This is a genomic window from Sorangium sp. So ce836, from assembly GCF_028553905.1.
Taxonomy (GTDB): domain Bacteria; phylum Myxococcota_A; class Polyangia; order Polyangiales; family Polyangiaceae; genus Sorangium; species Sorangium cellulosum_D.
The window spans coordinates 3,034,200-3,057,480 of record NZ_CP102233.1; the positions used below are offsets into that span (position 1 = coordinate 3,034,200).

16 protein-coding genes are annotated in these 23,281 nt (G+C 73.6%); 9 read left to right on the forward strand and 7 right to left on the reverse strand.

All coding sequences use genetic code 11. The features are described 5' to 3' along the window. A complete protein-coding gene (locus NQZ70_RS11010) occupies nucleotides 1-1,710 on the reverse strand; it encodes a radical SAM protein (protein ID WP_129574183.1) in 1,710 nt (569 codons plus the stop codon). Between the two features lie 504 nt (nucleotides 1,711-2,214). Here NQZ70_RS11010 and NQZ70_RS11015 point away from each other — a divergent pair. From NQZ70_RS11015 to NQZ70_RS11025, 3 genes are all read left to right on the forward strand, one after another. Beyond that, nucleotides 2,215-2,601: a response regulator gene (locus NQZ70_RS11015; RefSeq protein WP_129574184.1), complete on the forward strand. Its 387-nt coding sequence runs from the start codon at nucleotides 2,215-2,217 to the stop codon at nucleotides 2,599-2,601. A gap of 485 nt (nucleotides 2,602-3,086) precedes the next feature. After that, nucleotides 3,087-3,458 (forward strand): response regulator, encoded by a 372-nt coding sequence (locus NQZ70_RS11020; RefSeq protein WP_129574185.1) that lies wholly within the window; start codon nucleotides 3,087-3,089, stop codon nucleotides 3,456-3,458. Nucleotides 3,459-3,465: 7 nt separating this feature from the next. Next, entirely contained in the window at nucleotides 3,466-3,819 is a 354-nt protein-coding gene (locus tag NQZ70_RS11025; RefSeq protein ID WP_129574186.1) for a gamma-glutamylcyclotransferase, read from the forward strand. A 5-nt stretch (nucleotides 3,820-3,824) separates the two neighbouring features. Here NQZ70_RS11025 and NQZ70_RS11030 read toward each other — a convergent pair whose 3' ends face one another. From NQZ70_RS11030 to NQZ70_RS11045, 4 genes are all read right to left on the reverse strand, one after another. Further along, nucleotides 3,825-6,914 (reverse strand): CheR family methyltransferase, encoded by a 3,090-nt coding sequence (locus NQZ70_RS11030; protein WP_129574187.1) that lies wholly within the window; start codon nucleotides 6,912-6,914, stop codon nucleotides 3,825-3,827. Between the two features lie 148 nt (nucleotides 6,915-7,062). Beyond that, nucleotides 7,063-7,737: a hypothetical protein gene (locus NQZ70_RS11035; protein ID WP_237245222.1), complete on the reverse strand. Its 675-nt coding sequence runs from the start codon at nucleotides 7,735-7,737 to the stop codon at nucleotides 7,063-7,065. A gap of 185 nt (nucleotides 7,738-7,922) precedes the next feature. Beyond that, entirely contained in the window at nucleotides 7,923-8,306 is a 384-nt protein-coding gene (locus NQZ70_RS11040; RefSeq protein WP_129574189.1) for a hypothetical protein, read from the reverse strand. 453 nt (nucleotides 8,307-8,759) lie between these two features. Next, nucleotides 8,760-9,494 carry a TetR/AcrR family transcriptional regulator gene (locus tag NQZ70_RS11045; protein WP_129574190.1) on the reverse strand — a complete coding sequence of 245 codons (735 nt, stop codon included), beginning with the start codon at nucleotides 9,492-9,494 and terminating at the stop codon, nucleotides 8,760-8,762. Between the two features lie 153 nt (nucleotides 9,495-9,647). Here NQZ70_RS11045 and NQZ70_RS11050 point away from each other — a divergent pair, with 153 nt between their 5' ends. Together NQZ70_RS11050 and NQZ70_RS11055 are read left to right on the forward strand one after the other, a co-directional pair. After that, a complete protein-coding gene (locus NQZ70_RS11050) occupies nucleotides 9,648-10,316 on the forward strand; it encodes a UdgX family uracil-DNA binding protein (RefSeq protein WP_129581281.1) in 669 nt (222 codons plus the stop codon). A gap of 57 nt (nucleotides 10,317-10,373) precedes the next feature. Further along, a complete protein-coding gene (locus NQZ70_RS11055) occupies nucleotides 10,374-12,317 on the forward strand; it encodes a potassium transporter Kup (protein ID WP_207217797.1) in 1,944 nt (647 codons plus the stop codon). A gap of 17 nt (nucleotides 12,318-12,334) precedes the next feature. Here NQZ70_RS11055 and NQZ70_RS11060 read toward each other — a convergent pair whose 3' ends face one another. Then, a complete protein-coding gene (locus NQZ70_RS11060; protein ID WP_129574191.1) occupies nucleotides 12,335-13,624 on the reverse strand; it encodes a citrate synthase family protein in 1,290 nt (429 codons plus the stop codon). A 324-nt stretch (nucleotides 13,625-13,948) separates the two neighbouring features. Here NQZ70_RS11060 and NQZ70_RS11065 point away from each other — a divergent pair, with 324 nt between their 5' ends. The 4 genes from NQZ70_RS11065 (at nucleotide 13,949) to NQZ70_RS11080 (ending at nucleotide 21,458) form a co-directional block, all read left to right on the forward strand. Then, on the forward strand, nucleotides 13,949-15,115 hold the full coding sequence (locus NQZ70_RS11065) for a citrate synthase (protein WP_129574192.1): 1,167 nt from the start codon (nucleotides 13,949-13,951) through the stop codon (nucleotides 15,113-15,115). Between the two features lie 347 nt (nucleotides 15,116-15,462). After that, on the forward strand, nucleotides 15,463-16,263 hold the full coding sequence (locus tag NQZ70_RS11070) for a DNA recombination/repair protein RecA (protein ID WP_261344360.1): 801 nt from the start codon (nucleotides 15,463-15,465) through the stop codon (nucleotides 16,261-16,263). 12 nt (nucleotides 16,264-16,275) lie between these two features. Beyond that, on the forward strand, nucleotides 16,276-18,168 hold the full coding sequence (locus tag NQZ70_RS11075; RefSeq protein WP_129574194.1) for a DNA polymerase Y family protein: 1,893 nt from the start codon (nucleotides 16,276-16,278) through the stop codon (nucleotides 18,166-18,168). Continuing rightward, nucleotides 18,165-21,458 carry an error-prone DNA polymerase gene (locus tag NQZ70_RS11080; protein WP_129574195.1) on the forward strand — a complete coding sequence of 1,098 codons (3,294 nt, stop codon included), beginning with the start codon at nucleotides 18,165-18,167 and terminating at the stop codon, nucleotides 21,456-21,458. The genes NQZ70_RS11075 and NQZ70_RS11080 overlap by 4 nt, the downstream gene beginning before the upstream one ends. Nucleotides 21,459-21,510: 52 nt before the next feature. Here the strand turns inward: NQZ70_RS11080 and NQZ70_RS11085 are convergent, their stop codons facing one another. Beyond that, nucleotides 21,511-23,160 carry an ATP-binding protein gene (locus tag NQZ70_RS11085; RefSeq protein WP_129574196.1) on the reverse strand — a complete coding sequence of 550 codons (1,650 nt, stop codon included), beginning with the start codon at nucleotides 23,158-23,160 and terminating at the stop codon, nucleotides 21,511-21,513. Nucleotides 23,161-23,281 lie beyond the last annotated feature (121 nt).

Genomic DNA, 23,281 nt, shown 5'->3' on the forward strand with positions numbered 1-23,281 from the left:
TCAGGAGGGCGTCGCGCGGAAGCGACGCACCCGGGCCGAGCCGGGGCCGCCGTCCTGCGTCGACAGGCCGAGCGCGGTGCGCGCCGGCGCGTGCAGGCGCTGGAGGACGCGATCGAGCAGGCGGAGCGCGCCGTCGCTCATCTTCACGCCGCGCGGCGAGCGGTAGCCGAACGCGACGCCGTCCACGACCTTGTAGGCGTTCTCCGTGGGCGAGGCGGGGCGCATCTCGACGACCAGCGCGCCGTCGCGCGTCTTCATGATCACGACGATCTCGCCCGGGCGCGCGGAGGCCTCCACGAAGGTCCACCCGCCGGAGGTCGCCTCCTTGATCCCGAGCTCGAGCACGCGCTGCAGATCCTGCCCCGCGGGCGCGAGCGTCGTCGCGCCCTCGACCCGGATCTCCCCGCCCGGCGGGACCACGCCGCTGCCGAGCGGCATCGCCGGCCGCCGCATCTCGCGCGGCCCGGGGAACGACCACATGTCCGGCGTGATCTCCCCGCCCTCGCGGTACGCCATCTCGATGAGGCGGCTGCGCTCGCGCGAGAGCGCGTCCTCGGACCAGCCGAGGCACGAGCGCATCATCAGCGTGAACGGGTCGAAGCGGAGCTCGAACGACGCGGGCGCGCGCGTCATGAGGTCGTCCGGGAGGACGAGGCTGTGGAAGATGCGGACCTTGCACGGGAGCTCGCGCGCGCGCTCGAGCGTGCGGCGGAACGTGATGGGGCCGTCGCCCGGGAGGCCGAGGAGGATGTCCACCTCGATGTCCGTGAAGGTCGAGAGCTCCTCGATCACCTTCGCGAACTTCGACTCCCGGAACGGGCGCTGCGTGCCGTCGCCGGTGTCCTTGTTGAGCGGCGGCAGCCGCGCGCCGAGCGACACGCGCGCGACGCCGCGGAGGAACTCGAGGTGCTCGTCGTGCACGTGCTCGGGATCGATCGACGCCGAGAGCGTCGCCTGCTTGAAGAAGCCGACCTGCTTCTCCGCGGCCACGAGGTTCCGGAACGCCTCCGCGTTCAGGTTGAGCGGGGCGTCCACGACCTGCGCGCCCGGGGCGCCGGCGGCGCGGAGCGCGCTCAGCTCCTCGACGAGGTAGGCCTCCGAGAAGACGCCGGCGGAGGCGTCGCCCGTCGAGATGCCGCAGGTCGGGCAGCTCATGACGCCGCCGCGGCAGATCTCGATCGGCACGATGCGATCGGTCGGGAGCAGCTTCATCCGGATCGGCGAGGGGAGCTCGTCGGGCGCCACGTGAGGCGCTTCGCCCGTCGAGACCCAGCCGCCGGCGGTGAAGACGTGCAGCCCGGGCACGGTGCGCAGCGCCTCGGGCGAGCGATCGCTCAGGCGGACGATGTTCCGGAACGTGAGCTCGTTGCCGTGCACGAGGGCGTCGATGCAGGCGGCGGCGTCGCGCCAGTGCGCGAGCGCGAACATCGCGGGGCGCGCGAGGGGACCGCAGAGGACGATCGTGCGCCCCGGCCGGTTGCGCTGGAGGTGGCGCGCGACCTCGATGAACGTGGGAAAGGACCAGACGTGCGCGGCGAGGCCAACGACGTCGGCATCCACGTTCTCGACCTCGGCGACCCACGCGTCGAGATCCCTCGTCTGCGCGTCGATCACATGGATCGGCACGCCGGCGAGCTCCGGATCGGCGAGCAAAGAGGCTTCGACACGACGGATTCCATGGCTGAACGGCGCTCCCCCACCGTCCGGCATGGTTGGCTCCATCGCGAGTAGCGCGACGCGGCGTTCGCCAGGCATCCATGGGAGTCTACCAGGGTGTCTCCCCCGTCGGGGAGTCCGTTCGCGCTCTCTGTTTGCTCCCACTCCCGGTCCGCTCTGCCCGACGTCCGGGGTACGCCCTCGCTTACGTCCGGGGCCCGTCCGGAGTTGCATCCCGAGCGCGGCCGGGCTTTCATAGTGCCCGGGGCGAAAGAGGGGGAAGGACTACGCCGGATCGCCGGAGTGCGGCGGTCTGTCTGTCGGGCTGCGCGCTTCGTCATCATCGTGGACGCGGCGCGCTGCGGCGAGCGCTCGGGAGCGCGTAAATCCGTTCGCCCGGGCCGCTCGTCACGCCGGCCGTCAGCCGTCATCGAGGGGCCTGTGCCGCACCGCCGGCCGGCCTGCCGGGGCGCGCGCCGCGCGCTCCTCCGTCGCGGGACAGGAGGGCGCGCCCCCTGCAGAGCGGCCCCGCTTCCGACGAAAGCCGAGGGGGGAGCCATGCGTGGCAAGCACGTGATCCTGGTAGCTGAGGACGACGTCGACACGGCGGCGATGCTGGAGGAGCTCCTGACGCTGGAGGGGTACGAGGTCGAGCTGACCGCGACCGCGCGCGCGGCGCTCGACGCGCTGGCGGAGCGGCGCTTTCACGCGGTCCTCCTCGATCTGACGATGCCGGGCATGACGACGGACCGGTTCGTCTCCGAGATCGCGGGGCTCGGCACGCCCTCTCCCCTCATGATCTTCTCGGCCCGCCGGCCCCACGAGATGAAGGCGATCGCCGAGCGGCTGCACGCGGCCGCGCTCATCCCGAAGCCGGTGGACATCGACGTCCTGCTGAGCACCCTCTCGAAGGTGGTGCTCGGCTCCGCGGGCGAGGCGGGTTGACGCTGGCCGCTCGATCCGCGCCGCGCGCGCAGGGCAGCCGCTCGGGTGGCGCCGCGCGGCTGCGCTCCAGCGCCCCGGTGGTACCATCGCCGGCTCATGACCTGGTGGAGCACGACCGAGCCGCGCGACGCTCACCCTGGCTGGCCGCAGATCGGGCAGAGAGCGGCTTCGCCGGAGCGTCACCCTGCTGTAACATCGGGCTCGACCGCCGACGATCGAGCACGATGCGCACCCCCGAACCCCTCCTGCCAGACCCGTCCGGCGTGACAGCCGTCGACTCCGCGCGGGTCCACGGTTCCACGGTGGCGCGCGGCGCTCGAGCGGGCTCCGTTCCGAGGCGCCCCCGCGGCGCTCCTTGCCGCAGAGAGACCTTCATGCGCGCCCTTTCTCGCAGAACAGGCCTGATCAAGCGGACCCCGAGCAGGGATTCAGGGCTTTCCCTGTTTCGCCGTGACGTCAGGCTTTCGCATAGTGGTTGATGCACCGTGCCTGCCACTCCCTTGAAGAGGATCCTCGTTGTCGATGATGATCCGGATATTCGAGAGACCCTCGCCGAGCTCCTGCAAGAGGAGGGTTACGCCGTCACGTCGGCGGCGCACGGCGGCGAGGCGCTCAGCGCGCTTCGAACGGAGCCTAGGCCCGGCCTCATCCTGCTCGATCTCATGATGCCGATCATGGATGGCTGGCAGTTCAGGGCGGAGCAGAAGAAGGATCCGGAGCTCGCCTCGATCCCGGTCGTGATCATCTCGGCGACCGGCCGCGACGAGTTCGTGTCGTCGCTCGGCGCGGCGCAGTTCCTCAAGAAGCCGATCAACCTCGAGCAGCTGCTCGCCGCGGTCGAACAGCACTGCCGGTGACGGCGCCGTGCCCCTGTTCGTCTACGGCACGCTGATGCGGGGCGAGCGCTCGCACCGGCTGCTCGGGCGCGCGCCTTTCCTCGGGGTCGCCCGCACCGCCCGGTCGTTCGAGCTCGCCGACCTCGGCGCCTACCCGGCGCTCGTGCGCGGGGGTTCGGCCGCGGTCGTCGGGGAGCTCTACGAGCCGGATCGTGAGACCCTCGCGTCGCTCGACGTCTACGAGGGCTGCCCCGACCTCTTCCAGCGCGAGATGATCGAGCTCGACGGCGGCGCGCGCTGCGAGGCGTACCTGATGCCCGCCGGCCAGGCGCTGGGGTATCCCCGCATCGCCTCGGGGGATTGGCGGGCGCGCGGGCGGTGAGCGCGTCAGTCGGAGCCGGCGCGGCGCGCTGGCCGTAGCCCCGCCGGAGGGGGCTCGTCCTTCTCGGGCCCCGTCCTGTCCTCGACGACGAGCAGCAGGGCCGGGAGCTCGCCCTCGTCGGCCTGGAGCCGGAAGGCGGAGAACGACAGCGTCCTGCGTCCGGCGTGCGCGAGCACCGCCTCGACGCGGAAGTCGACCAGCGCGGCGCTGCGGCGGAGCACGTCCCGGAGCCGCTGCTCCAGCTGCGGGGTGTTCCACCCGGCGTCGATGGCCGAGAGGGGCCGCCCCTCGATGTCCCCGAGCGAGACCATGAACAGCTCGCAGTAGCGCCGCGTCGCCGCGCGGATCCGGAGCTCGCCGTCGAGCAGGAGGAACGGGTGGCGCAGCACCTCGAAGACGGCGGAGATGCGGTCGCGCGCGCCCGCGAGCTCGCGCCCGGCGCGCCTCGTCGCGTCGCTCTCCAGCCAGCAGATCACCGCGCCGTCGACCTCGTCCCCGGTGGTCCGGAACGGGCGCGCCCTCACGAGGTGGACGCGCCCCTCGCGGTCCTCGACCTGCCGCTCGACGCCGCTCCTCGTGTCGAGCACCTCGGCGACGATCGGCGCGATGTCGGCCGCGCTCCTCGGCCTCACCTCGAGGATCGATCGGCCCACGTCGCTCGCGGCGAGGCCGAGCAGCTTGTCGGCCGCGCCGGCGACGCGGCGGATCCGGAGGTCCGCGTCGAGCATCAGCACCGGGATGCTCATGCTGCCGAGGAGGTTGCGCAGCTCGTCGTTGGCGAGCCCGAGCGCGACGTTGCTGCTGTGGAGCTCCTCGTTGATGGCCGTCAGCTCCTGGTTCGCCGACCGGAGCTCTTCGTGGGCGGACTCGAGCGCGTCCTTCATCCTGTGCAGCTCGTCGTTGCTCGCGAGGAGCTCCTCGTTCGCGCACAGGAGCTCCTCGTTCGTCGCCTCGAGCTCGTCGATGATCGACTGGAGGTGCTCCCTCGTGGTCACGAGCTCCCTGCGGAGCTGGGCGACCTCCAGGTCCCTCTGGGGGTTGCGCTGGGCCGGGTCGTCGCCTGGCCGGTCCAGCCTCGCCCCGACCGACTCGGAGAAGACGATGAGGAAGCAGCGCCCCTGCGGGAGCCGCACCTTGAGCGGCCACACCTCGACGTCGACGTAGCGGAGCTTGTCTCCCTGCCTGACCTTGATCTGCTCCTTTCGGGCCATCGCCCCCGAGTTCATCGACGCGTCGATGGCGACCCGGAGGCCGAGCAGGAGCCCCTCTCGGGCCATCTTGAAGAGGTGCAGGCTGGCGTCGCCGGGCGTCGGCTCGAGGTAGGGCCCTGTCTTGCCTCGGAACTGGACGATCTGCATCTCCTCGTCGACCACCACGCCGGCGGGGGCGTAGCGGGCCATCACGATGGCGTCGGCCTCCTTGCGCAGCGCGTCCATGAGGAGCCCCTCGGGGCTCGGCGGCTCCTCCTTGTCCAGCGCGGGCGGGGCGGGGAGGGCGGGCACGGCGAGGTCGTGCGAGCTGGCCGCCTCCGATGCGGCGCGCTTGCAGAAGATCCTGTGGGTCCTGTCCACCACCCCGAACAGGTCGGACATCGCGCTGATGCTCTCGGAGGAGCCGAGGAGCAAGAAGCCCGTGAGCTTGAGGGCCTGGTGGAAGGTGTGCAGCAGCCGGCGCTGCAGGCTCGGCTCCATGTAGATCATCAGGTTGCGGCAGCTGACGAGATCGAGCTTCGCGAGGGGAGGATCGGCCGCGGCGTTGTGGCGCGAGAAGATGCACAGATCGCGGACCGACTTGTTGACCTGGAAGCCGCCGTGCACCCGGACGAAGAAGCGGCGCAGCCGGCCGGGCGAGACGTCGAACGAGATGCCGTCGACGTAGATCCCGGCCCGCGCCTGCTGGATGGCGGCCTCGCTCAGGTCGGTGCCGAAGATCTGGATGGCGTGATCGTTCGCGTCGGCCTCGAGGAACTCGAGCAGCGAGATCGCGAGAGAGTAGACCTCCTCGCCCGTCGAGCAGCCCGGCACCCAGATGCGAACCGGGGCGTCCCGCGGCCTGTTGTGCATGAGCACCGGGAACACGTGGGTCTTCAGCGCGGCGAAGGCGCCCGGATCGCGGAAGAACGTGGTCACCTTGATGAGGAGGTCCTGATAGAGGTGCTCGATCTCGTCCGGGTGCGCTCGCAGGTGATCGAGGTACTCCTGCAGGGACGCGAGCCGGTGGAGCGTCATTCGCCGCTGGATACGGCGCCTCAGCGTGCTCTTCTTGTAGTGGCTGAAGTCCACGCCCACCGCGGCGTGGAGCAGCCTGAACAGCTTGCTGAGCTCCGGGTCGACCCCCAGGGGCGTGCCCTGCGCGAGCCACAGGGCGGGCGCGTGACCGGGGCGGCCCATCCTCGCGAGCTCCGCCGCGATCGCCTCGACGCTGCGGATGAAGTCGACGCCTCCGGCCGCGATGGCGTTGCGCGGGAGCGCCGGCCGCTCGGCGGTGCGCGGATCCTCTGCGAAGGTGACCCCGCCCTCCGCCTTCACGTCGTTCAGCCCGAGGGCGCCGTCGCTCCCGGTGCCGGACAGCACGACGCCCGCCGCGCTCGACCCCAGCTCGCGCGCGAGCGAGCGCAGGAAGGCATCGGCAGGGCCAGGGCCGGCCTCGCCGCGCGGCGCGAGCTCGACGCGCACGCCGTCCAGCGTCGCTCGCGTGTCCGGGGGCAAGACCTGGACATGACCCGGCATGAGCCTCGCCTCGGCGCAAAGCTCGGTCACGGGGAGCGGGCTGCTCTGCGCCGCGAGCTCGAAGACCGGGATCTCCCCTGGATCTGCGCTGTAGATGAGCACGAGGGAGAGGCTCGTGTCCCTGCTCGGCAGCCGCCGGAGCAGCTCCGCGATCGCGCCGCGTCCGCCGGCCGACGCGACGACGCAGACGACCGGAAACCGCTGCTCGTCCCCGGAGTGCGGCTCCGCCGCCGCGGCCTGCTCGCCGGCGTCCTCGGACGGGTCCGGCGCGCGCCGCTGCGCAGCCGCCCGGCCGGCGTGGGGCGCGGCGTCGCTGTGGCCCGGTGCCCTGAATTGCGTCCGGCGTGACTTCTTCGGTTCCGGCATGGTTGCTTGAACGGTTAAGCGCTCTCTCAGGCGTCTCGCGGCCGCGGGACACGAGCGAAGCTAGTGTTGCGGCGATCGGTCGGTCAACGTGCCTGTCCTTGCCTTCGCGGAGCGCCCGACACGGTGTCTTACAGCCACCTCACCTCGATCAGCGCGCCCCTTCCAGGCGCTTCAGGAGCTGCTCGAGCTGCTCGAGGACACGCGCCGATCGGTCGGACGCCATGCGGGCGGAGTCGTTGAGCCTCATCAGCGTCATCTCATCCATCTTCCCGCCGGGCTGGAGCCTGCTCATGGCCTCCAGCGCGGCCTCGTGGCGAGCTCGGGCCGCCTGCGCCGCCGCCATCGCGCGGCGCAGGCGCGTGCGCGGGGGCTCCGCGCCCTCGACCGCCGGCGACCTCCTCTCCGGCGGCTCGCGCCGCCCCTTGTCCTCGGCCTGCGCCTCGCGCTCGGCGGACGCGGCGCGCGGCGCGGGGACCTCGTGCGCCTCGAGCGGCGCTGTCGACTTGGCCCCCCGCGGCGCGGGGGCCGCCTGAGCCCCCGCCTCGCGCGCGCGATCCCCGCGCTGGTCGTCGGCCTCGGCCTGCGTGCTGACGCTGATCTCCCGGTCCGCGCCAGGCTCTCGGGCGTCGTCCCACGCTCGCTCGTCGACGACCTGCTTCGTCGCGTCGTTGACGAGGAACACCTGATCCGCGTCGTGGAACCGCTCGGCCCGCAAGGCCTGCAGCGAGGTGCGCGCCGACTCGAGCGAGCGGATGTGCTTCATGAGCGCGAGCCGTCTGCCCCGGAAGCGAACGTAGATGCTGTAGGTGGTCTGGAGCGCCATCTGCATCGCCTCGTGAGCCTGGCCCCGTCATGCGGTGTTCGTCGCCCTTCTTGGCGGCTGCTTCGTGGGATCGGCGCTCCTCGGCGCCGGCGCGAGCCGGCGAGATCCGCGCCTTGCCCTGTTCGCGCCGGTCCGTCGCCATGAGCCCTCCGCGCGGGCTCTGGGCGCGCGCCCTGCTCTCCGCCTCACGCCTCGGGCACCGTCGTCAGCAGCACCAGCCGCCCGGCGCTCCGCTCGGCCGTTCTGCAGGCGGTGCGCACGAGCGGCCACTCTGCCTTCACGAGCTCCGCCATCAGCGACCTGTCCTGGGAGAGGGCTTTGCACAGGGACTCCTCGGCGTCTTCGCCGAAGGAGAGCACGCGTATCGCGATGGCGAGCGCGAGGTCCCTGGTCAGCTGGACGCGCAGGTCGACGTCCGGCGTGAACACGTGGAGCGCGTGCTCGGCGAGGGCCGCGTCGAGCCTGTCTGCGATCGACCTCTCCGTGTCGGCGCGCCACTCCAGCGAACGGCACGTCTGCCGGAGCAGCTCCTGGATCAACCGTCTCTCGCAGCCCGATCGTGTGCTCATACAGCCCCCCTCGACAGCCCGTTCCCTCGCGGAGAGCCGCCCGGAGAGCGCCTGTTGTCGCCCAGAGCGCGCGATGGTCACCATGGCGCGGTTGGACGATCAGGACAGCTCCCCAGGCTGCGCTCTTCCGGGTCGCCTGAGCGGTTCCCCTCCGGCGCCCCGATCCACCCCCTCACTGTCCCGAGGCCAAAGTCCCCGTTGACTGTTAGCTCTAGCTCAGCTGCAGCCCGACCGACCGCTAGGGCAATGAGGAATCACTGGTCAGGGATTCCCTGTACAGCTTGCCTGGTGCACACCGGGGAGCCGTGTGCTTCGCTCAGGTGACTCCCTACAAAGCGCGCCGTGAACGCGTGATGGCCGGCGCATGGCCGCCGGAAGTCAGCGCGGATGCCGCATGGGCGGCGCGCGACGCGTCCGCCCACGACAGCCGCGCGCTCCACGGCGGCGCCCGTCTCAGGTCGCCTTGGCCTTGGAGCGCCGGCGCTCGCCGCCCGGCGCTGATGCGGGCGCCGCGCCAGCGGTCTGCCGCGCGCTGCGCGGCGGCGCTTCCGTGACCGGCAGGTCAGCGAAGGCGCGCGCCTCCGGGGTGAGGAGGCCGTGCAGGAAGAGCTGGAGCACCTGAGCACACCAGGCGGCGATGTCTGGCCGGGACGGCGCGTCGATGAGCTTGCGGACCAGGCGGTCGAAGGCGCCGGAGATGAGCGCCGCGAGGACGCTGGGCTCGAGATCGCGCCGGTAGAGGCCGATGTCGATCGCGTACCGGACGCGGGTCTCCACGAGGCGCGCGACGCGCTGGGCGAACTCGTCGATCAGGTAGGCGTAGGGGGCTCCGCCGCCGCCCGCCAGCATCATCTTGAGCAGCGCCCGGTTCTGCCAGCAGAACTCGAGCACCTCGACGTCGTGGGCGAGGAGCCGCTTGAAGTACTCGTCGACCGACGCCCGATCGACGCCCTCGACGGCGATGGGCGGCAGCTCCACGCACCCCGCGAGCCGCGCGATGAAGGTCTCGACGATCTGCTTGAAGCAGTCGTCCTTGCTCTGGAAGTGCAGGTAGAAAGCGCCCTTCGAGACGCCTGCCCGCTCGGTGATGTCCTCGACCCTCGCCGCGGCGAGGCCGCGCTCGGTGAACGCCGCCTCGGCGGCGCGGAGCAACTCGATCCTGGCGCGGCGATCGGCGAGGCGGGGCATTCTGACCGGTGGGTCAACTAGAGGGACTCGGGCACTATGGGAAGGCCGCCCGGGGCCGTCAAGCCGGCTCGGCCGTACGCCGTCGCGACGCGCTGCGTTCGAGCGCGTCGCGACGGCGCGCGGGTGGCACGCGCGATGCCCCTTGGGGAAACCATGGCGACCGTGGCGAGGCGAAATGCAGCAGGGCGCGACGCCGAGGCCGGCGAGGCGACGGCGGCGGCCCTGGTCCCCAGCCATCCTTCGTTGCCGCGCCTGCGCGAGGCCGCGGCGGGCTGCCGGGCTTGCCCGCTCTGGGAGCGGGGGACGCAGACGGTGTTCGGCGAGGGCGCGGCGCGCTCGGACGTGCTCCTCGTCGGCGAGCAGCCGGGCGACAAGGAGGATCTGGCCGGCAAGCCGTTCGTGGGCCCCGCGGGGCAGCTGCTCGATCGGGCGCTCGAGGCGGCGGGGATCGATCGGCGGCGGGCGTACGTGACCAACGTGGTCAAGCACTTCAAGTGGGAGCCGCGCGGCAAGCGCCGCATCCACAAGAAGCCCGACGCGCGCGAGATCCGCGCGTGCCTCCCGTGGCTCGCCGCGGAGATCGCGGCGGTGCAGCCGGAGATCGTGGTGTGCCTCGGCGCGACGGCGGCGCAGGCGCTGCTCGGCAGCTCGTTCCGGGTCACGCGCGATCGCGGCCGGATCGTCGCCTCGCCGCTCGCGCCGCGCACGCTCGCGACCGTGCATCCTGCGTCGATCCTGCGCATGCCGGACGAGGCTTCCAGGCAAGCCGAGCTCTCCCGCTTCATCGACGATCTCACCGCCGCGGCGCGCGCGCTCGGCTGAGGCGGCGCGCCCCGCCTCCTCGCGGTGAGCGGTCGCGATGGAGTAGGATTCGCCCCGATGACGACAAGCCCACAACCGGCCGAGGGCGCAGGGCGCCCCGCGGCGTCCGCGCCGGCCGAGCGCGCCCACGGCTCGAGCCCGAAGAAGATGTGGCCGCTGATGCTCGCGGCGCTCGGCGTCGTCTACGGCGACATCGGGACGAGCCCCCTCTACGCGATGAAGGAGTGCTTCAGCACGAGCAGCCCGCACCACGTCGCTCCGACGCCGGACAACGTGCTCGGCGTGCTCTCGCTGATGTTCTGGTCGCTGACGATGGTGGTGACCGTCAAGTACCTGACGTTCATCACGCGGGCCGACAACGAGGGGGCGGGCGGCATCCTCGCGCTCCTCGCGCTCGTCCCGAGCAGCGACCGCAAGGGCGACGGCCGCGGCCTGCTCGTGCTCCTCGTCCTCTTCGGCGCTTCGCTCCTCTACGGAGACGGCGTGATCACGCCCGCGATCTCGGTGCTCTCGGCGGTCGAGGGCCTCGAGGTCGCGACGTCGACGCTGAAGCCCGCCGTCGTGCCGATCACCTGCGCCGTGCTGCTGGCCGTGTTCCTCGTGCAGAAGCGCGGCACGGCCGGCGTCGGGACGATCTTCGGGCCGGTGACGCTCGTGTGGTTCATGGCGCTCGCGCTGCTCGGGGCCAAGGAGATCCTCCACAGCCCCGGCGTCCTCCGGGCCATCTCACCGACCTACGCGGTGAGCTTCTTCGCCGAGAACAACGTGCACGGCTTCCTGATCCTCGGCGCCGTCGTCCTCTGCATCACGGGCGGCGAGGCGCTGTACGCCGACATGGGTCACTTCGGCCGCGGGCCCATCAAGTACACCTGGTACACGATCGTCTGGCCGGGGCTGCTCATCAACTACTTCGGCCAGGGCGCCAAGCTCCTCGAGGATCCCGCCGCCGCGGCGAACCCGTTCTACGCGCTGGTCCCGTCGTGGGCGCTCTACCCCACGGTGGCGATCGCGACCGCGGCGACGGTCGTGGCGTCCCAGGCGCTCATCTCCGGCGCCTTCTCGCTGACGCAGCAGGCCGTGCAGCTCGGGTACTTCCCGCGCGTCACGGTGATCCACACCTCGAAGGACGAGGCGGGGCAGATCTACATCCCCGAGGTGAACAGCGGGCTCCTGATCTCGTGCATCGTGCTGGTGCTCGCCTTCAAGAGCTCGAGCGCGCTCGCGGCCGCGTACGGCATCGCCGTCACGGGCACGATGGGGATCACCACGGTGGTCTACTACGTGGTCACGCGGAAGACGTGGGGCTGGCCGGTCTGGAAGTCGCTCCCGCTGGCCGGGCTCTTCCTCGTGATCGATCTCGCGTTCTTCACGGCGAACAGCGCCAAGTTCTTCCACGGCGGCTGGGTTCCCATCGTGATGGGGGCGGCGACCTTCACCGTGATGACGACCTGGAAGACGGGGCGCAAGCACCTCGCCGCGGCGATCAAGTCGGCGATCTTGCCGCTCGACACGTTCCTCGAGGACGTGAAGCGCACGAAGCCGCACCGGGTGCGCGGGACGGCGGTCTTCATGGCGTCGAGCCCGGAGGGCACGCCGCCGATCCTGCTGCACCACGTGAAGCACAACCAGGTGCTGCACGAGCAGGTCGTGCTCCTCTCGATCCAGGTGCTGAACGTGCCGGAGGTGCCCGCGGAGCGGCGCATGACGGTGATCCCGCGGGGCGAGGGCATCTACCAGGTGACGGCGTGTTACGGCTTCATGCAGACGCCGAACGCCCCGTCGGTGCTGGAGGGGTGCACGCGGCACGGGCTCCACATCGATCTCGGGCGGACGAGCTACTACCTCGGCCGGGAGACGCTGCTGACGACGGGGCGGTCGAAGATGTCCCGGTGGCGGAAGGGGCTGTTCGCGTTCATCTCGCGCAACGCGCGGCCGGCGACGGCGTACTTCGGCCTGCCGCCGAACCGCGTGGTCGAGCTCGGCATGCAGGTGGATTTTTAGGGCGCGGCGCGCGGGCGTCAGGGCCCCGTGTACCGGGCGCGGGGCCGCAGCATGTACCCGGCCTCCCGCTGCTCGAACGCGTGGGCGATCCACCCCGCGGCGCGGCCCACCGCGAAGAGCGCCGCCGCCGCGCCGGGCGGCAGGCCGAGCGCGGCCGTGATCGCGACGAGGCCCATGTCGAGCGACGGCGGGTCGTGGCCGGCGTCGCGCAGCGCGTCGACGAGCGCGAGCACCGTGCGCAGCGCAGCGCTCTGCGGCGCGAGCGCCCGGGCCGTGTCGAGCAGCGCCTGAGCGCGGGGGTCGCCCTCCGGGTAGAGCCTGTGCCCGAAGCCAGGGATGGGCTCCCCGCGGCGCAGCCGCTCGTGGACCGCGGCGGCGGCGCGCTCGGGCCGGGCTGCCTCGGCGACCAGGGCCTCCACGCGATCGGTGGCCCCGCCGTGCCTCGGGCCGGAGAGCGCCGCGAGCCCAGCGCTGACGCAGGCGTAGAGATCGGCCCCGGTGGACGCCGCCACCCGGACCGCGAACGTCGAGGCGTTCAGCTCGTGGTCGGCCGAGATCGAGAGCGCCCGGTTCACGGCGCGCTCGGCCTTCTTCGAGGGGCTCGCGCCGAGGGCGACGAGCAGGCGCCGCGCCGCCCCCTCGGCCTCGAGGGCCGCGGTCGCCCTGGCCGGGTCCCGCCCGAGGCCGACGAGCGCCGCGAGCGAGCGCACGAGCGCCCGCGCCCGCGCGCGCTCCGCGTCGCTCGTGGGGATGCGCCCGTCGCCCGAGGGCGCGCCCACGTGACGGGTCGGATCGTGCGCGCCGAGCGCGGGCACCACGAGCGCGAGCGCGGCGAGCGGCGGCGTGCCGTCCGAGAGGAGCGCCGCGAGCTTCGCCGGGCGGACGCTCAGCCGGCCGGGTCGCGCCGCCGGCGCGCCTCCCGCCGGCAGCTCGCCGGTCCACAGGAGCTCCGCGACCGCCTCGAACGGCACGTCCTCGAGCGCCAGCGCGACCGCCTCCTTGCCCCGGTAGACGGGCCCGCGCGGGCCGATCGCGGTGAGCGCCGACTCGAGCACCGGCTCGCCCCACCGGAGCGCCTCGGCCGCGACCGGCCCGTGGCCGGCGCGCGCGTCGTGCCGCGCCTTGAGCCGCTCGATGTCCGCCCGGAGGTAGAGCCGCGCGCGCCCTCGCCCGCCGGGCACGCCCCGGAGCACGCCGCGGCTCGCGTACGCGTAGAGCGTCTCCCGCTTCACGCCGAGCAGCTCCGCCGCCTCGGCGCCGGTCACGTACGCCGAGGGCCGCTGCTCCGAGTCAGGTAGATCAACCATGAAGGGCCATCAACGTCAGGTCCGAACCCTGTCCGCCGATCCAGGAGGCGCGGCCCGCGGATCGCCGGACGCATGCGTCCCTCCTAGCACCGGATTCCCCGGTCCTCGCCGGGATTCTTCGCCGAGGCGCGGCCCGCGCGCCGCCGCTCTCCACACCCCGCGCCACGCCGCGCGCGTGCGCCGCGCCCCGGGCCGGGTGCGCGGCTGGGCGACCGCGCCCCGGCGGCGTCCTCGACGCGCGTCGATAGCGTGCATGGTTGATTGTACAATCAAGGTTGATCAACCTCATGTGATGCCCAACATGTCCTTGGCGGAGGTGATCGGATGAAGGATGTGGCGGCGCCGCTCGCGAGCGGCCTGGAGGGTGTGGTGGTGGCGGAGACGCGTCTCTCGGAGGTGGACGGCGAGCGGGGGAGGCTCACGCTCGCCGGCCACGACGTCGAGGCGCTCGCCGGCGGCGGCGGGGTGACGTTCGAGGACGCGTGCGGGCTGCTCTGGGGCGGCGCGCTGCCCTCGGCGCCGGAGCGGGAGTCGCTCCGGGGCGCGATCGCCGAGGGGCGGACGCGGGCCTTCGCGCTCCTCGGCCGGCTCGGGGACGCGCTCGACGCGGTCGACGGCATGGACGCGCTCCGCGCCGCGGTCGCGCACCTCCGCGGCGACGCCCCGCCCGCGGCGATCGCCGGGGCGGTCGCGACGTTCGCGGCGGCCTGGTCGCGGCGCCGCGCGGGCGCGGAGCCGGTCGCGCCCGATCCGGCGCTCCGGCTCTCGGCCGACTACCTGCGCATGGTGCGCGGCGCGGCGGCGAGCGAGGCCGAAGCGCGCGAGCTCGACACGTACCTCGTGACGGTCTCGGACCACGGCATGAACGCGTCCACCTTCACCGCGCGCGTGGTCACCTCGACGGGGTCGGACGCGATCTCGGCGGTGGTCGCGGCGATCGGCGCGCTGAAGGGGCCGCTCCACGGCGGCGCGCCGGGGCCGGTGCTCGACATGCTCGACGCCATCGGGGCAGCGGCGGGCGAGGGCGGCGCGCCGCCGCCTGGCAGCGCCGAGCGCTGGATCCAGGCGGAGCTCGCGGCGGGGCGGCGGATCATGGGCATGGGGCACCGGATCTACCGGGTGAGGGACCCGCGGGCGGCGGTGCTCGAGCGGGCGATCGAGCGGCTCGGGCGGACGGCGGGCGGGGCGCAGGGCGCCCGGCTCGCGCTGGCGCGCGCGGTCGAGCGGGCGGCGGAGGCGGCGCTCCGCGCGCGGCACCCGGAGCGCCCGCTGCGCGCGAACGTCGAGTTCTACACGGCGGTGCTGCTCGACGCGCTCGGGCTGCCGCGCGCGCTCTTCGCGCCGACCTTCGCGGTGGGCAGGGTCGCCGGCTGGTACGCGCACATCGACGAGCAGCGGCGCGTCGGGCGGCTCATCCGGCCGAGCTCGCGTTACGTTGGGGACGTTCCAAGGGCGGCCGCTGTCCCAGGAGCGGCAGCCCCGCCGCACTGACGTCAGCCCCGCCGCACTGACGTCAGCCCCGCCGCACTGACGTCAGCCCCGCCGCACTGACGTCGGAGCGGCAGGCGCCCCGCCCGCGCGCCGGCGACAGGAGCGGGGAGCGCCGCGACGGTCCTGGCCCGCCCTAGGTCGACAGGGCGCGGGGACGACCTATTGAAGAACCCAGGACGGTCATTCCCCTCATCCACGCCGTCCTGTCATCCCTGCGGCCCAAAGATCACCGACGGAAGCCATCCGCCGTCCTGGAGGGGCGAAAGGGGAACGCGCCGGGCACAGATAGGACGTTGTTCGTCCTGCAAAATTGGCAGCTTCGCGAGGGCACTGTTACCATGTTCAGTATGTCGCCCGTCGCTCTTGCCGCTCCTCTCGCCCGGGACCTGCTGCGCCACACCCTCCCCGAGTTCGAAGCGCGCGCCAAGACGCTCCCGCTCAGTATACAGGAAATTAATGACGCGCTCCCGGAAGGGGGGCTGCCGCGCGGGGGGGTGGTGGAGCTCGCCGCGCCGCGGGGGCTCGGGCGTTCCACCTCCATCGCCCTCTCCGCGTGCGCGTCGGCGCAGGCGGAGGCGCGGCTGCGCGGGACGAGCGCGACGGCGGGGGCGTGGTGCGCGTGGATCGACCCGAGCGGCTCGCTGTTCGCGCCGGCGGTCGCGCGTGCGGGGGTCGACCTGAGCCGGCTGCTCGTGGCGCGGCCCCCCGCGGAGATGCTCGCCAAGGTCGCGGTCCGGATGGCGATGAGCCGGGCGTTCGCGGTGCTCGTGATCGACGTGGCCGGTGTCCCGGGGGCCTTCGGTCAGGGGGCGGGGAAGGGGGAGCGGGGCGCGCCCGCGGCGGGGCGCCGCGAGGAGGACCTCGCGCGGTGGGTCAACGTGGTGCGCAAGCTCGCCCTGGCCACCGAGGGGAGCGACGGGACGATCCTGCTCCTCACCGATCGCCAGGCAGCACGGCCGATGCCGCTGCCGGTCGCGATGCGGCTGGAGCTCGAGCAGGTCGCCGAGGGGCGGCTCATGGTGCGCGTCGCCAAGGATCGGCGCGGGCGCGTGACCTCGCCGACGCCGGTGGTGCTCGGGGAGCGGGCGCGGGAGAAGGCGGAGCGGGCGGCGGGAAGCGAGCCGCGGCCCGCGCTGTCGAGGGCGTGAGGAGGAGAGGCGATGGCGGCGAGGCGCATTGTGGCGATCGTGCTCCCGCAGCTCGCGTGCGAGCTGGTGAAGCAGCGTGGGCCGGTCTCACCGAGCGGGAAGGCGCCGCTCGCGGTGATCATCGGCGGCGAGGAGGAGCGCCGGGCCGCGCTCGCGGCGCGCTCCGAGCGCGAGGCGCCGGTCGCCGTGATCGACGTCGTCGACGACGAGGCGCGGCGGTATGGGGTGAGGCCGGGGCAGAAGGTCGTCGAGGCGGCGGCGCTGGTCGCGCACCTCGCGATCCACCGGGTGACGTTCGCCGAGATCGACGCGGCGCTCGGCCGGGTCGCCGAGGTGGCGCTCGGGCTCGGGGCGACGGCGGCGATCCAGCTCGGCGAGCAGGGCGCCCCGACGCGCGCCGGCGCGCGCGCGGGGGCGCCGCGAGCGAGCCGCCCCGGCGAGCGCGCCGCGAGCGCGGCGAGGAGCCCCTGGGGCGACGGCCCGTACGACACGGTGTGGCTCGACATCACCGGGGCGTCGCACCTCGTCGGCGGCGAGGAGGCGCTGCTCGGCGATCTCGGCGAGCGCGTGGCGGCGCTCGGCCATCGGGCGCGGCTCGCGATCGCCGACGGGCCGCGGCTCGCGCAGGCGCTGGCGCGCTTCGGCGCGCACGCGGACGGCGCGCCAGGAGCAGAGGCCCCGATCGCGCCGCCGGGCAAGGGGGCGCAGGCGATCGGGCCCCTGCCGGTGCAGGCGCTCCCGGTCGAGCGCGAGGTGGCGAGCTTCCTCGTCCGGCTCGGCGTGCTCCGCGTCGAGGACCTCGCGCGCCTGCCGCGGGCGCAGGTGGCGGCGCGGCTGGGCCCGCGGACGGTCGAGGTGATGGAGCTCCTCGCCGGGCGCGATCCCGTGCCGCTCCTGCCGTACGAGGTGCCCCGGCTGATCGAGGAGGAGGTGCTCTTCGACGATCCGGTCGAGAGCGCCGAGTCGCTCCTGTTCGTGCTGCGCGGCATGACGTCGCGCATCGCGTCCCGGCTCGCCGCGCGCGGCGAGGCGTGCGGGCGGCTCAACGTCGCGATCGCCTACGACCGCTCGATCGCGCGGCTCCGCCTCGGCGATCGCGATGACGAGGTCGCCGCCGCGCTCCTGGAGGACGAGGAGCGCGGCCCCTCGCTGCGCTTCCACGTCGACATGCCGGTGCCCCTCTCGGACGCGGGCGATCTGCTCCGCCCGCTCAAGGCGAAGCTCGAGCGGATCGAGCTCGCGGCGCCCGCGGTGGGGGTCCACCTCATCGCCTCCCGCATCGCGCGCGCCCGCCGGGTGCAGCTCGATCTGTCGCGCGACCGCTCGGTCGATCCCGACAGCCTGCCGGCGCTCCTGGCGGAGCTCTCGGCGGAGATCGGCGCGGAGCGGGTGGGCGTCCTGGAGGTCGCCGACGCGCACCGCCCCGAGGCGCGGTCGCGGCTCGTGCCGGTCCCGGACGAGGCGGCCGCGGCGCGCACGTCCGCCGCGGCCCGCGCGCGCGCCGCGGCGGAGCGGGCCGCGGCGGAGCAGGGGGCCGCGGGGGAGCGCGCGGAGGGGGACGACGCGCCGGCGCCGGAGCCCGCGCGGCTCCTCGCGCAGCCGATCCCGCTCGGCCGCGTGGGGCGCGGGGCGATCGTGGCGGTCGACCGGCACCTCTACGCGATCGAGCGGCTCGCCTTCGTGATGCGGCTCGACGCGGTAGAGTGGTGGACGCCCACGCCCGCCTCGCGCGATTACGCGCGCGCCTGGCTGGTCTCGGGCTCTCCGTCCGGCAGGGCCGCCCCGGCGCGCCTCGGCGAGCTGCGCGCTCCCCGCGACGGCGGGAGCGCGAGCTCCTGCGGCGAGGCGTGGATCTACGTCGACCGCGCGACGGGCGAGGCCTTCCTGCAGGGGTGGTGCGAGTGAGCGCCGGCGCCTCGGTGCCGTTCGCGGAGCTCTGCGGCCGCTCCTGCTTCTCGTTCCTCGAGGGCGCCTCGCATCCCGAGGAGCTCGTGCACCGCGCCAAGGAGCTCGGCCTCGAGGGGCTCGCGCTCTGTGATCGCGACGGGATTTACGGCAGCGTCCGCGCGCACACGGCGGCGAAGAAGGTCGAGCAGCGGGTGATCGTCGGGGCCGAGCTGACGATCGGCGCGACGCGCGCGGCCGTCGAGCGCGCCGCGCGCGCGCCGGAGGTCCAGCCCTCGGTGGTCCTCCTGGTCGAGGACAGCGAGGGGTACGCGAACCTCTGCCGGCTGCTCACGCTCGCGCACGCCGATTGCGAGAAGGGGACGGCGAGCATCTCGGCGGAGGCGATCGCGGCGGCGCCGCGGGGCCTGTCCGCGATCGTGCCGCTCGATCCGCTCGTGCCCGCGGCCGTCTCCGACGCGCTCATCGGCGCGCTGCGCGACGCGTTCGGCGAGCGCGCGCTCGTCGCGACCTGGAAGCACCTCGACCGCCGCGACGGCGAGCGGGTCGCGGCGGCCCTGGCGGCGGAGCGGCGCTACGGCCCCTGCGTCGTCGCGACCGCGCGCCCGCTCTACCACCACCCGTCGCGCAAGCCGCTCGCCGACGTGCTCACGTGCATCCGGACCAAGACCACGCTCGATCAGGCCGGGACGCGCGTCGCGCCCAACGCGGAGGCGTACGTGCGGTCCGGCGCGCAGATGGCGGCGCTGTTCCGCGATCATCCGGCCTGGGTCGCGCGCACGGTGGAGGTCGCCTCCCGCTGCCGCTTCTCGCTGGCCGAGCTCCGCTACAGCTTCCCGAGCGACGCCCTCTGCATGCCGGGGGAGACGTCGGATCAGGCGCTGCGGCGCCTGACCGAGGAGGGCTGCCGCGACCGTTACCCGGAGGGGACGCCGCCGCAGGTGCGCGCGCAGATCGAGAAGGAGCTCGCGCTGATCGCGAAGCTCGGCGTGGCGCCCTACTTCCTCAGCGTGCAGCAGGTCGTGAAGATCGCCCGCGCGCGGCAGATCCTCTGCCAGGGCCGCGGCAGCGCGGCGAACAGCGCGGTGTGCTTCGTGCTCGGCGTGACGGCGGTGGACCCGGCCCGGTCCAACCTGCTCTTCGAGCGCTTCCTGTCGGAGGAGCGCAACGAGCCGCCGGACATCGACGTCGATTTCGAGCACGAGCGCCGGGAGGAGGTGATCCAGGCGATCTACGAGATGTACGGCCGCGATCGGGCGGCGATGGTCTCGGAGGTGATCGCCTACCGCGGGAAGAGCGCGCTCCGCGAGGTGGGCAAGGCGTTCGGCTTCTCGGCGGATCAGGTCGACAGGCTGAGCGGCCTCGTGCTCCACCACGAGGCGGACATCACGGAGCAGCGGGTGAGCGAGGCGGGCCTCGATCCGGACGACGTGCGCGTCCGGCAGGCCGTCCTGATGGCGAGCGCGCTGGAGGGCTTCCCGCGCCACCTCTCGATCCACGTCGGCGGCTTCGTGCTGTCGTCGGAGCCGCTGCACAAGGTGGCCCCGGTCGAGCCTGCGCGGATGGAGGGCCGCACGGTGATCCCGTGGGACAAGGACGACCTCGACGATCTCGGCTTCTTCAAGATCGACGTCCTGGCCCTCGGCATGCTGACGGCGATCCGCAAGGCGCTCGCGTTGATCCACGCAGATCGGTACGCCGAGCTCGCGGGCCGGCCGGCGGACGCCGCTCGCGACGCTGTGGACGCGGACCGCTCGGTCCAGGCGGCTCGCGACGCTGCGTCCGCGGGTCCCTCGGTCCACGCACGCCGAGGCGCGTTCGATCCGATCGCGGCGCTCGCGCAGATCCCGCCGGAGGACCCGGCCGTCTACGAGGCGATCGGCCGGGCCGACACGGTGGGGGTGTTCCAGATCGAGAGCCGCGCCCAGATGGCGATGCTCCCGCGGCTGAAGCCGAGCAAGTTCTACGACCTGGTGATCGAGGTGGCGATCGTGCGTCCCGGGCCCATCCAGGGCGGGATGGTGCACCCCTACCTGCGCCGGCGGACGGGGCAGGAGCCGCCGGTGTCCCCGCACCCGTGCCTGGATCCCATCCTGGAGCGCACGCTCGGCGTGCCGCTCTTCCAGGAGCAGGTGATGCAGATCGCGATGGTCGGCGCTGGCTACACACCGGGCGAGGCCGATCAGCTGCGCCGCGACATGGCGGCCTGGAAGAAGCACGGGCGCCTGGAGCGGCACCGCGGGCGGCTCATCCAGGGCTTCGCCGAGCGGGGGATCTCGGCGAAGTTCGGGGAGATGCTCTACCAGCAGATCCAGGGCTTCGGCGAGTACGGCTTCCCGGAGTCGCACGCGGCGAGCTTCGCGCTGCTCGTGTACGCGTCGGCCTGGCTCAAGGTCCACCACCCGGCGGCGTTCACCTGCGCGCTCCTCAACGCGCAGCCGATGGGGTTCTACAGCCCGTCGGCGCTGGTGCAGGACGCGCAGCGGCACGGCGTCGAGGTGCGCCCGGTGTGCGTGGTGCAGAGCGCGTGGGACGCGACCCTCGAGCCCGGCGAAGGGCCCTCGGCGGCCCCGGCGCTGCGGCTCGGCATGCGCCTTGTGAAGGGGCTCGGGGAGGCGGCCGTGGCGGCGATCGTCGCGGCGCGCGAGGAGGCGCCGTTCACGGGTCTCCCGGATCTCGTGAGGCGCACGGAGCTGAAGAAGAACGAGGTGGAAGCGCTCGCCGAAGCGGGCGCGCTCGCCGCGCTGGTCCCCGCCCGGAGAGAGGCGCTCTGGCGGGCGCGCGCGCCCCGCGTGGACGGGTTGTTCGACGGCGTGCCGATCGAGGACGACAGCGACGTCGGGCTCCCCCCGCTCAGGCCGCTGGAGCAGCTCGCGCTGGACTACGGGCGCGTGGGCCTGTCGCTGCACGACCACCCGATGCGGCACCTGCGGCCGGCGCTCAAGCGGCGGCGCGGGGCCGGGCGCGTGCGGACCGCCGAGGAGATCAAGGCGGCGCGCAACGGGGAGAGCGTGCGGGTCGCCGGGATGGTGGTCGGCCGCCAGCGGCCCGCGACGGCGAGCGGCGTGACGTTCGTGACGCTCGAGGACGAGACCGGCGTGGTCAACGTCATCGTCCAGAAGCAGGTCTTCGAGGAGCACTACCAGGTGGCGCGGCACGCCGCGCTGTTGCTCGTCGCCGGGCGGGTCGAGCGGCAGGGCGAGGTGATCCACGTGCTCGCGCGCGAGCTGGAGCGGCTGGAGCTGCCGAACGACGAGGAGATCACGCTGAAATCGCGCGACTATCACTGAGGGCGCCCGGAGGCGTACGCCCCGGCGGCGCGCGAGGAGCAGCGCGCGCGCCTCAGGGCGCGGCGACGACCTCGTCGACCAGCGAGAGCAGCGTCGCCGCGTCGAACGGCTTCAGCAGCAGCCGGGCGTCGACCTGCTGCAGGAACGCTTTGCTGCGCTCCGTGAAGGCGCCGCCGGTCAGGAACACGACCCGGCGCTGCTGCTCGGGCGCGTGCTCGGCGAGCGACGCGTAGAAGTCCATCCCCGTCATGTCGGGCATCATGAGATCGCACAGGATGGCGTCGTAGCGCTCCCCGGCGCGGATCCGGGTGAGCGCGTCGCGCGCGCTCGCGGTCGCGGTCGTCTCGTGCCGCGGCTCGAGCGTCCCCGCGATGGCGCGCGTGAGCATCGGCTCGTCGTCGATGATGAGGACCCGCTGTCGCGACGCCGCCTGCGGCGCGGCCCCAGCGAGCCTGCCGCCATCGCGCCGCCCGCTCGGCGCGCCGGAGCCGGCGTCCGCCGCGACCCGCGCCTCGGCGGACGTGGCGGCGGGGAGGGCGACGCGGAACGTGCTCCCCTGACCGGGGCGGCTCTCCACCTCGATCCGACCCCCCAGCGCCGCGACGATGGCGTGGCAGATCGCGAGCCCGAGGCCGAGCCCTTCGCCCTCTTCCTTGCTCGTGTAGAACGGCTCGAAGATCCGCTCGAGCGACTCGGGCGCGATCCCGGCGCCGGTGTCGCGCACCTCGACGACGACCCACCCCTCGGCATCGCAGCGCGTCGAGAGCTCGATGACGTTCTGCTCGGCGAGCCCCTCCGGGATGGCCTGCGCGGCGTTCACGATGAGGTTCAGGAAGACCTGCGCGAGCCGCGGCTCGTTCGCCTCGACGGGCGGCACCTCCTGGAACCTCCGGACGAGGCGGGCGCGGTGCCGGATCTCGTTCATCGCCATGCGGACGCAGGTGTCGAGCACCCGCCTGGGGTCGACCGGCCCGCGGCGATCCTCTTCGGCGCGCGAGAAGCTGTGGAGATCGCGCACGATGAGCCGTACCCGCTCTGCGCCCTCGCGGGCGTCCTCGAGGAGGCTCAACACCTCGGAGAGCTCGCTCGACGGCCCGCGGCCGTCGGCGTGGGAGCGCGCCCACGGGCCGCTGCGCGGCATGCTGTTCCGCCGCTCCATCGCGCCCATGCGCCGGATGGCCGCGTCGACGTTGGTGATGACGAAGGCGAGGGGATTGTTGATCTCGTGGGCGACCCCGGCGGCGAGCGTGCCGACGCTCGCCATGCGACCGGCGAGGACGAGGCGGGCCTGCGTCTGCGCGAGCGCCTGGCGCGATGCGGCGTCGCGCGCGGCGCGCTCGCGGGCGAGGGCGAGCCGCGCCCGGGCGCCCGCGCCGTCGTCGCCCACGAGCAGGAAATCGCTCGCGCCCGCCGCGAGGAGCCCGTCGAGGTCCGCGTCGCGCTCGGCGATCGCGAGGAGGAACACCGCGTCGCCGCCGGGCTGCGCCCGCAGGCGGCCGCAGAACGCCGCGGCGCCGGCCGGGTCGCTAGAGTCGACGGCGAGCACCAGCGGCGGCTCGCGCAGGCACCGCGAGAGCGCGCGCTCGGGATCGGAGACGACGCAGACGTCCGGCACATGGCGTCGGATCAGCGCCTCGAATCGCTCGCTCGCCGCGGCGCGCCCGCGGAGGAGCAGGAAGGCGCCCGACTCAGCGCTGCCCATCGACGTCCTCTCCGTGTCCTTCGCAGGCCCTTTACCGCATCTCCATCCCGGCGTGCACGCAGGACATTCCGTCCCCCCGGTAGCTGCCGCGCTGCCGGCCCCTTTCGCGCCGTCTGCCCGG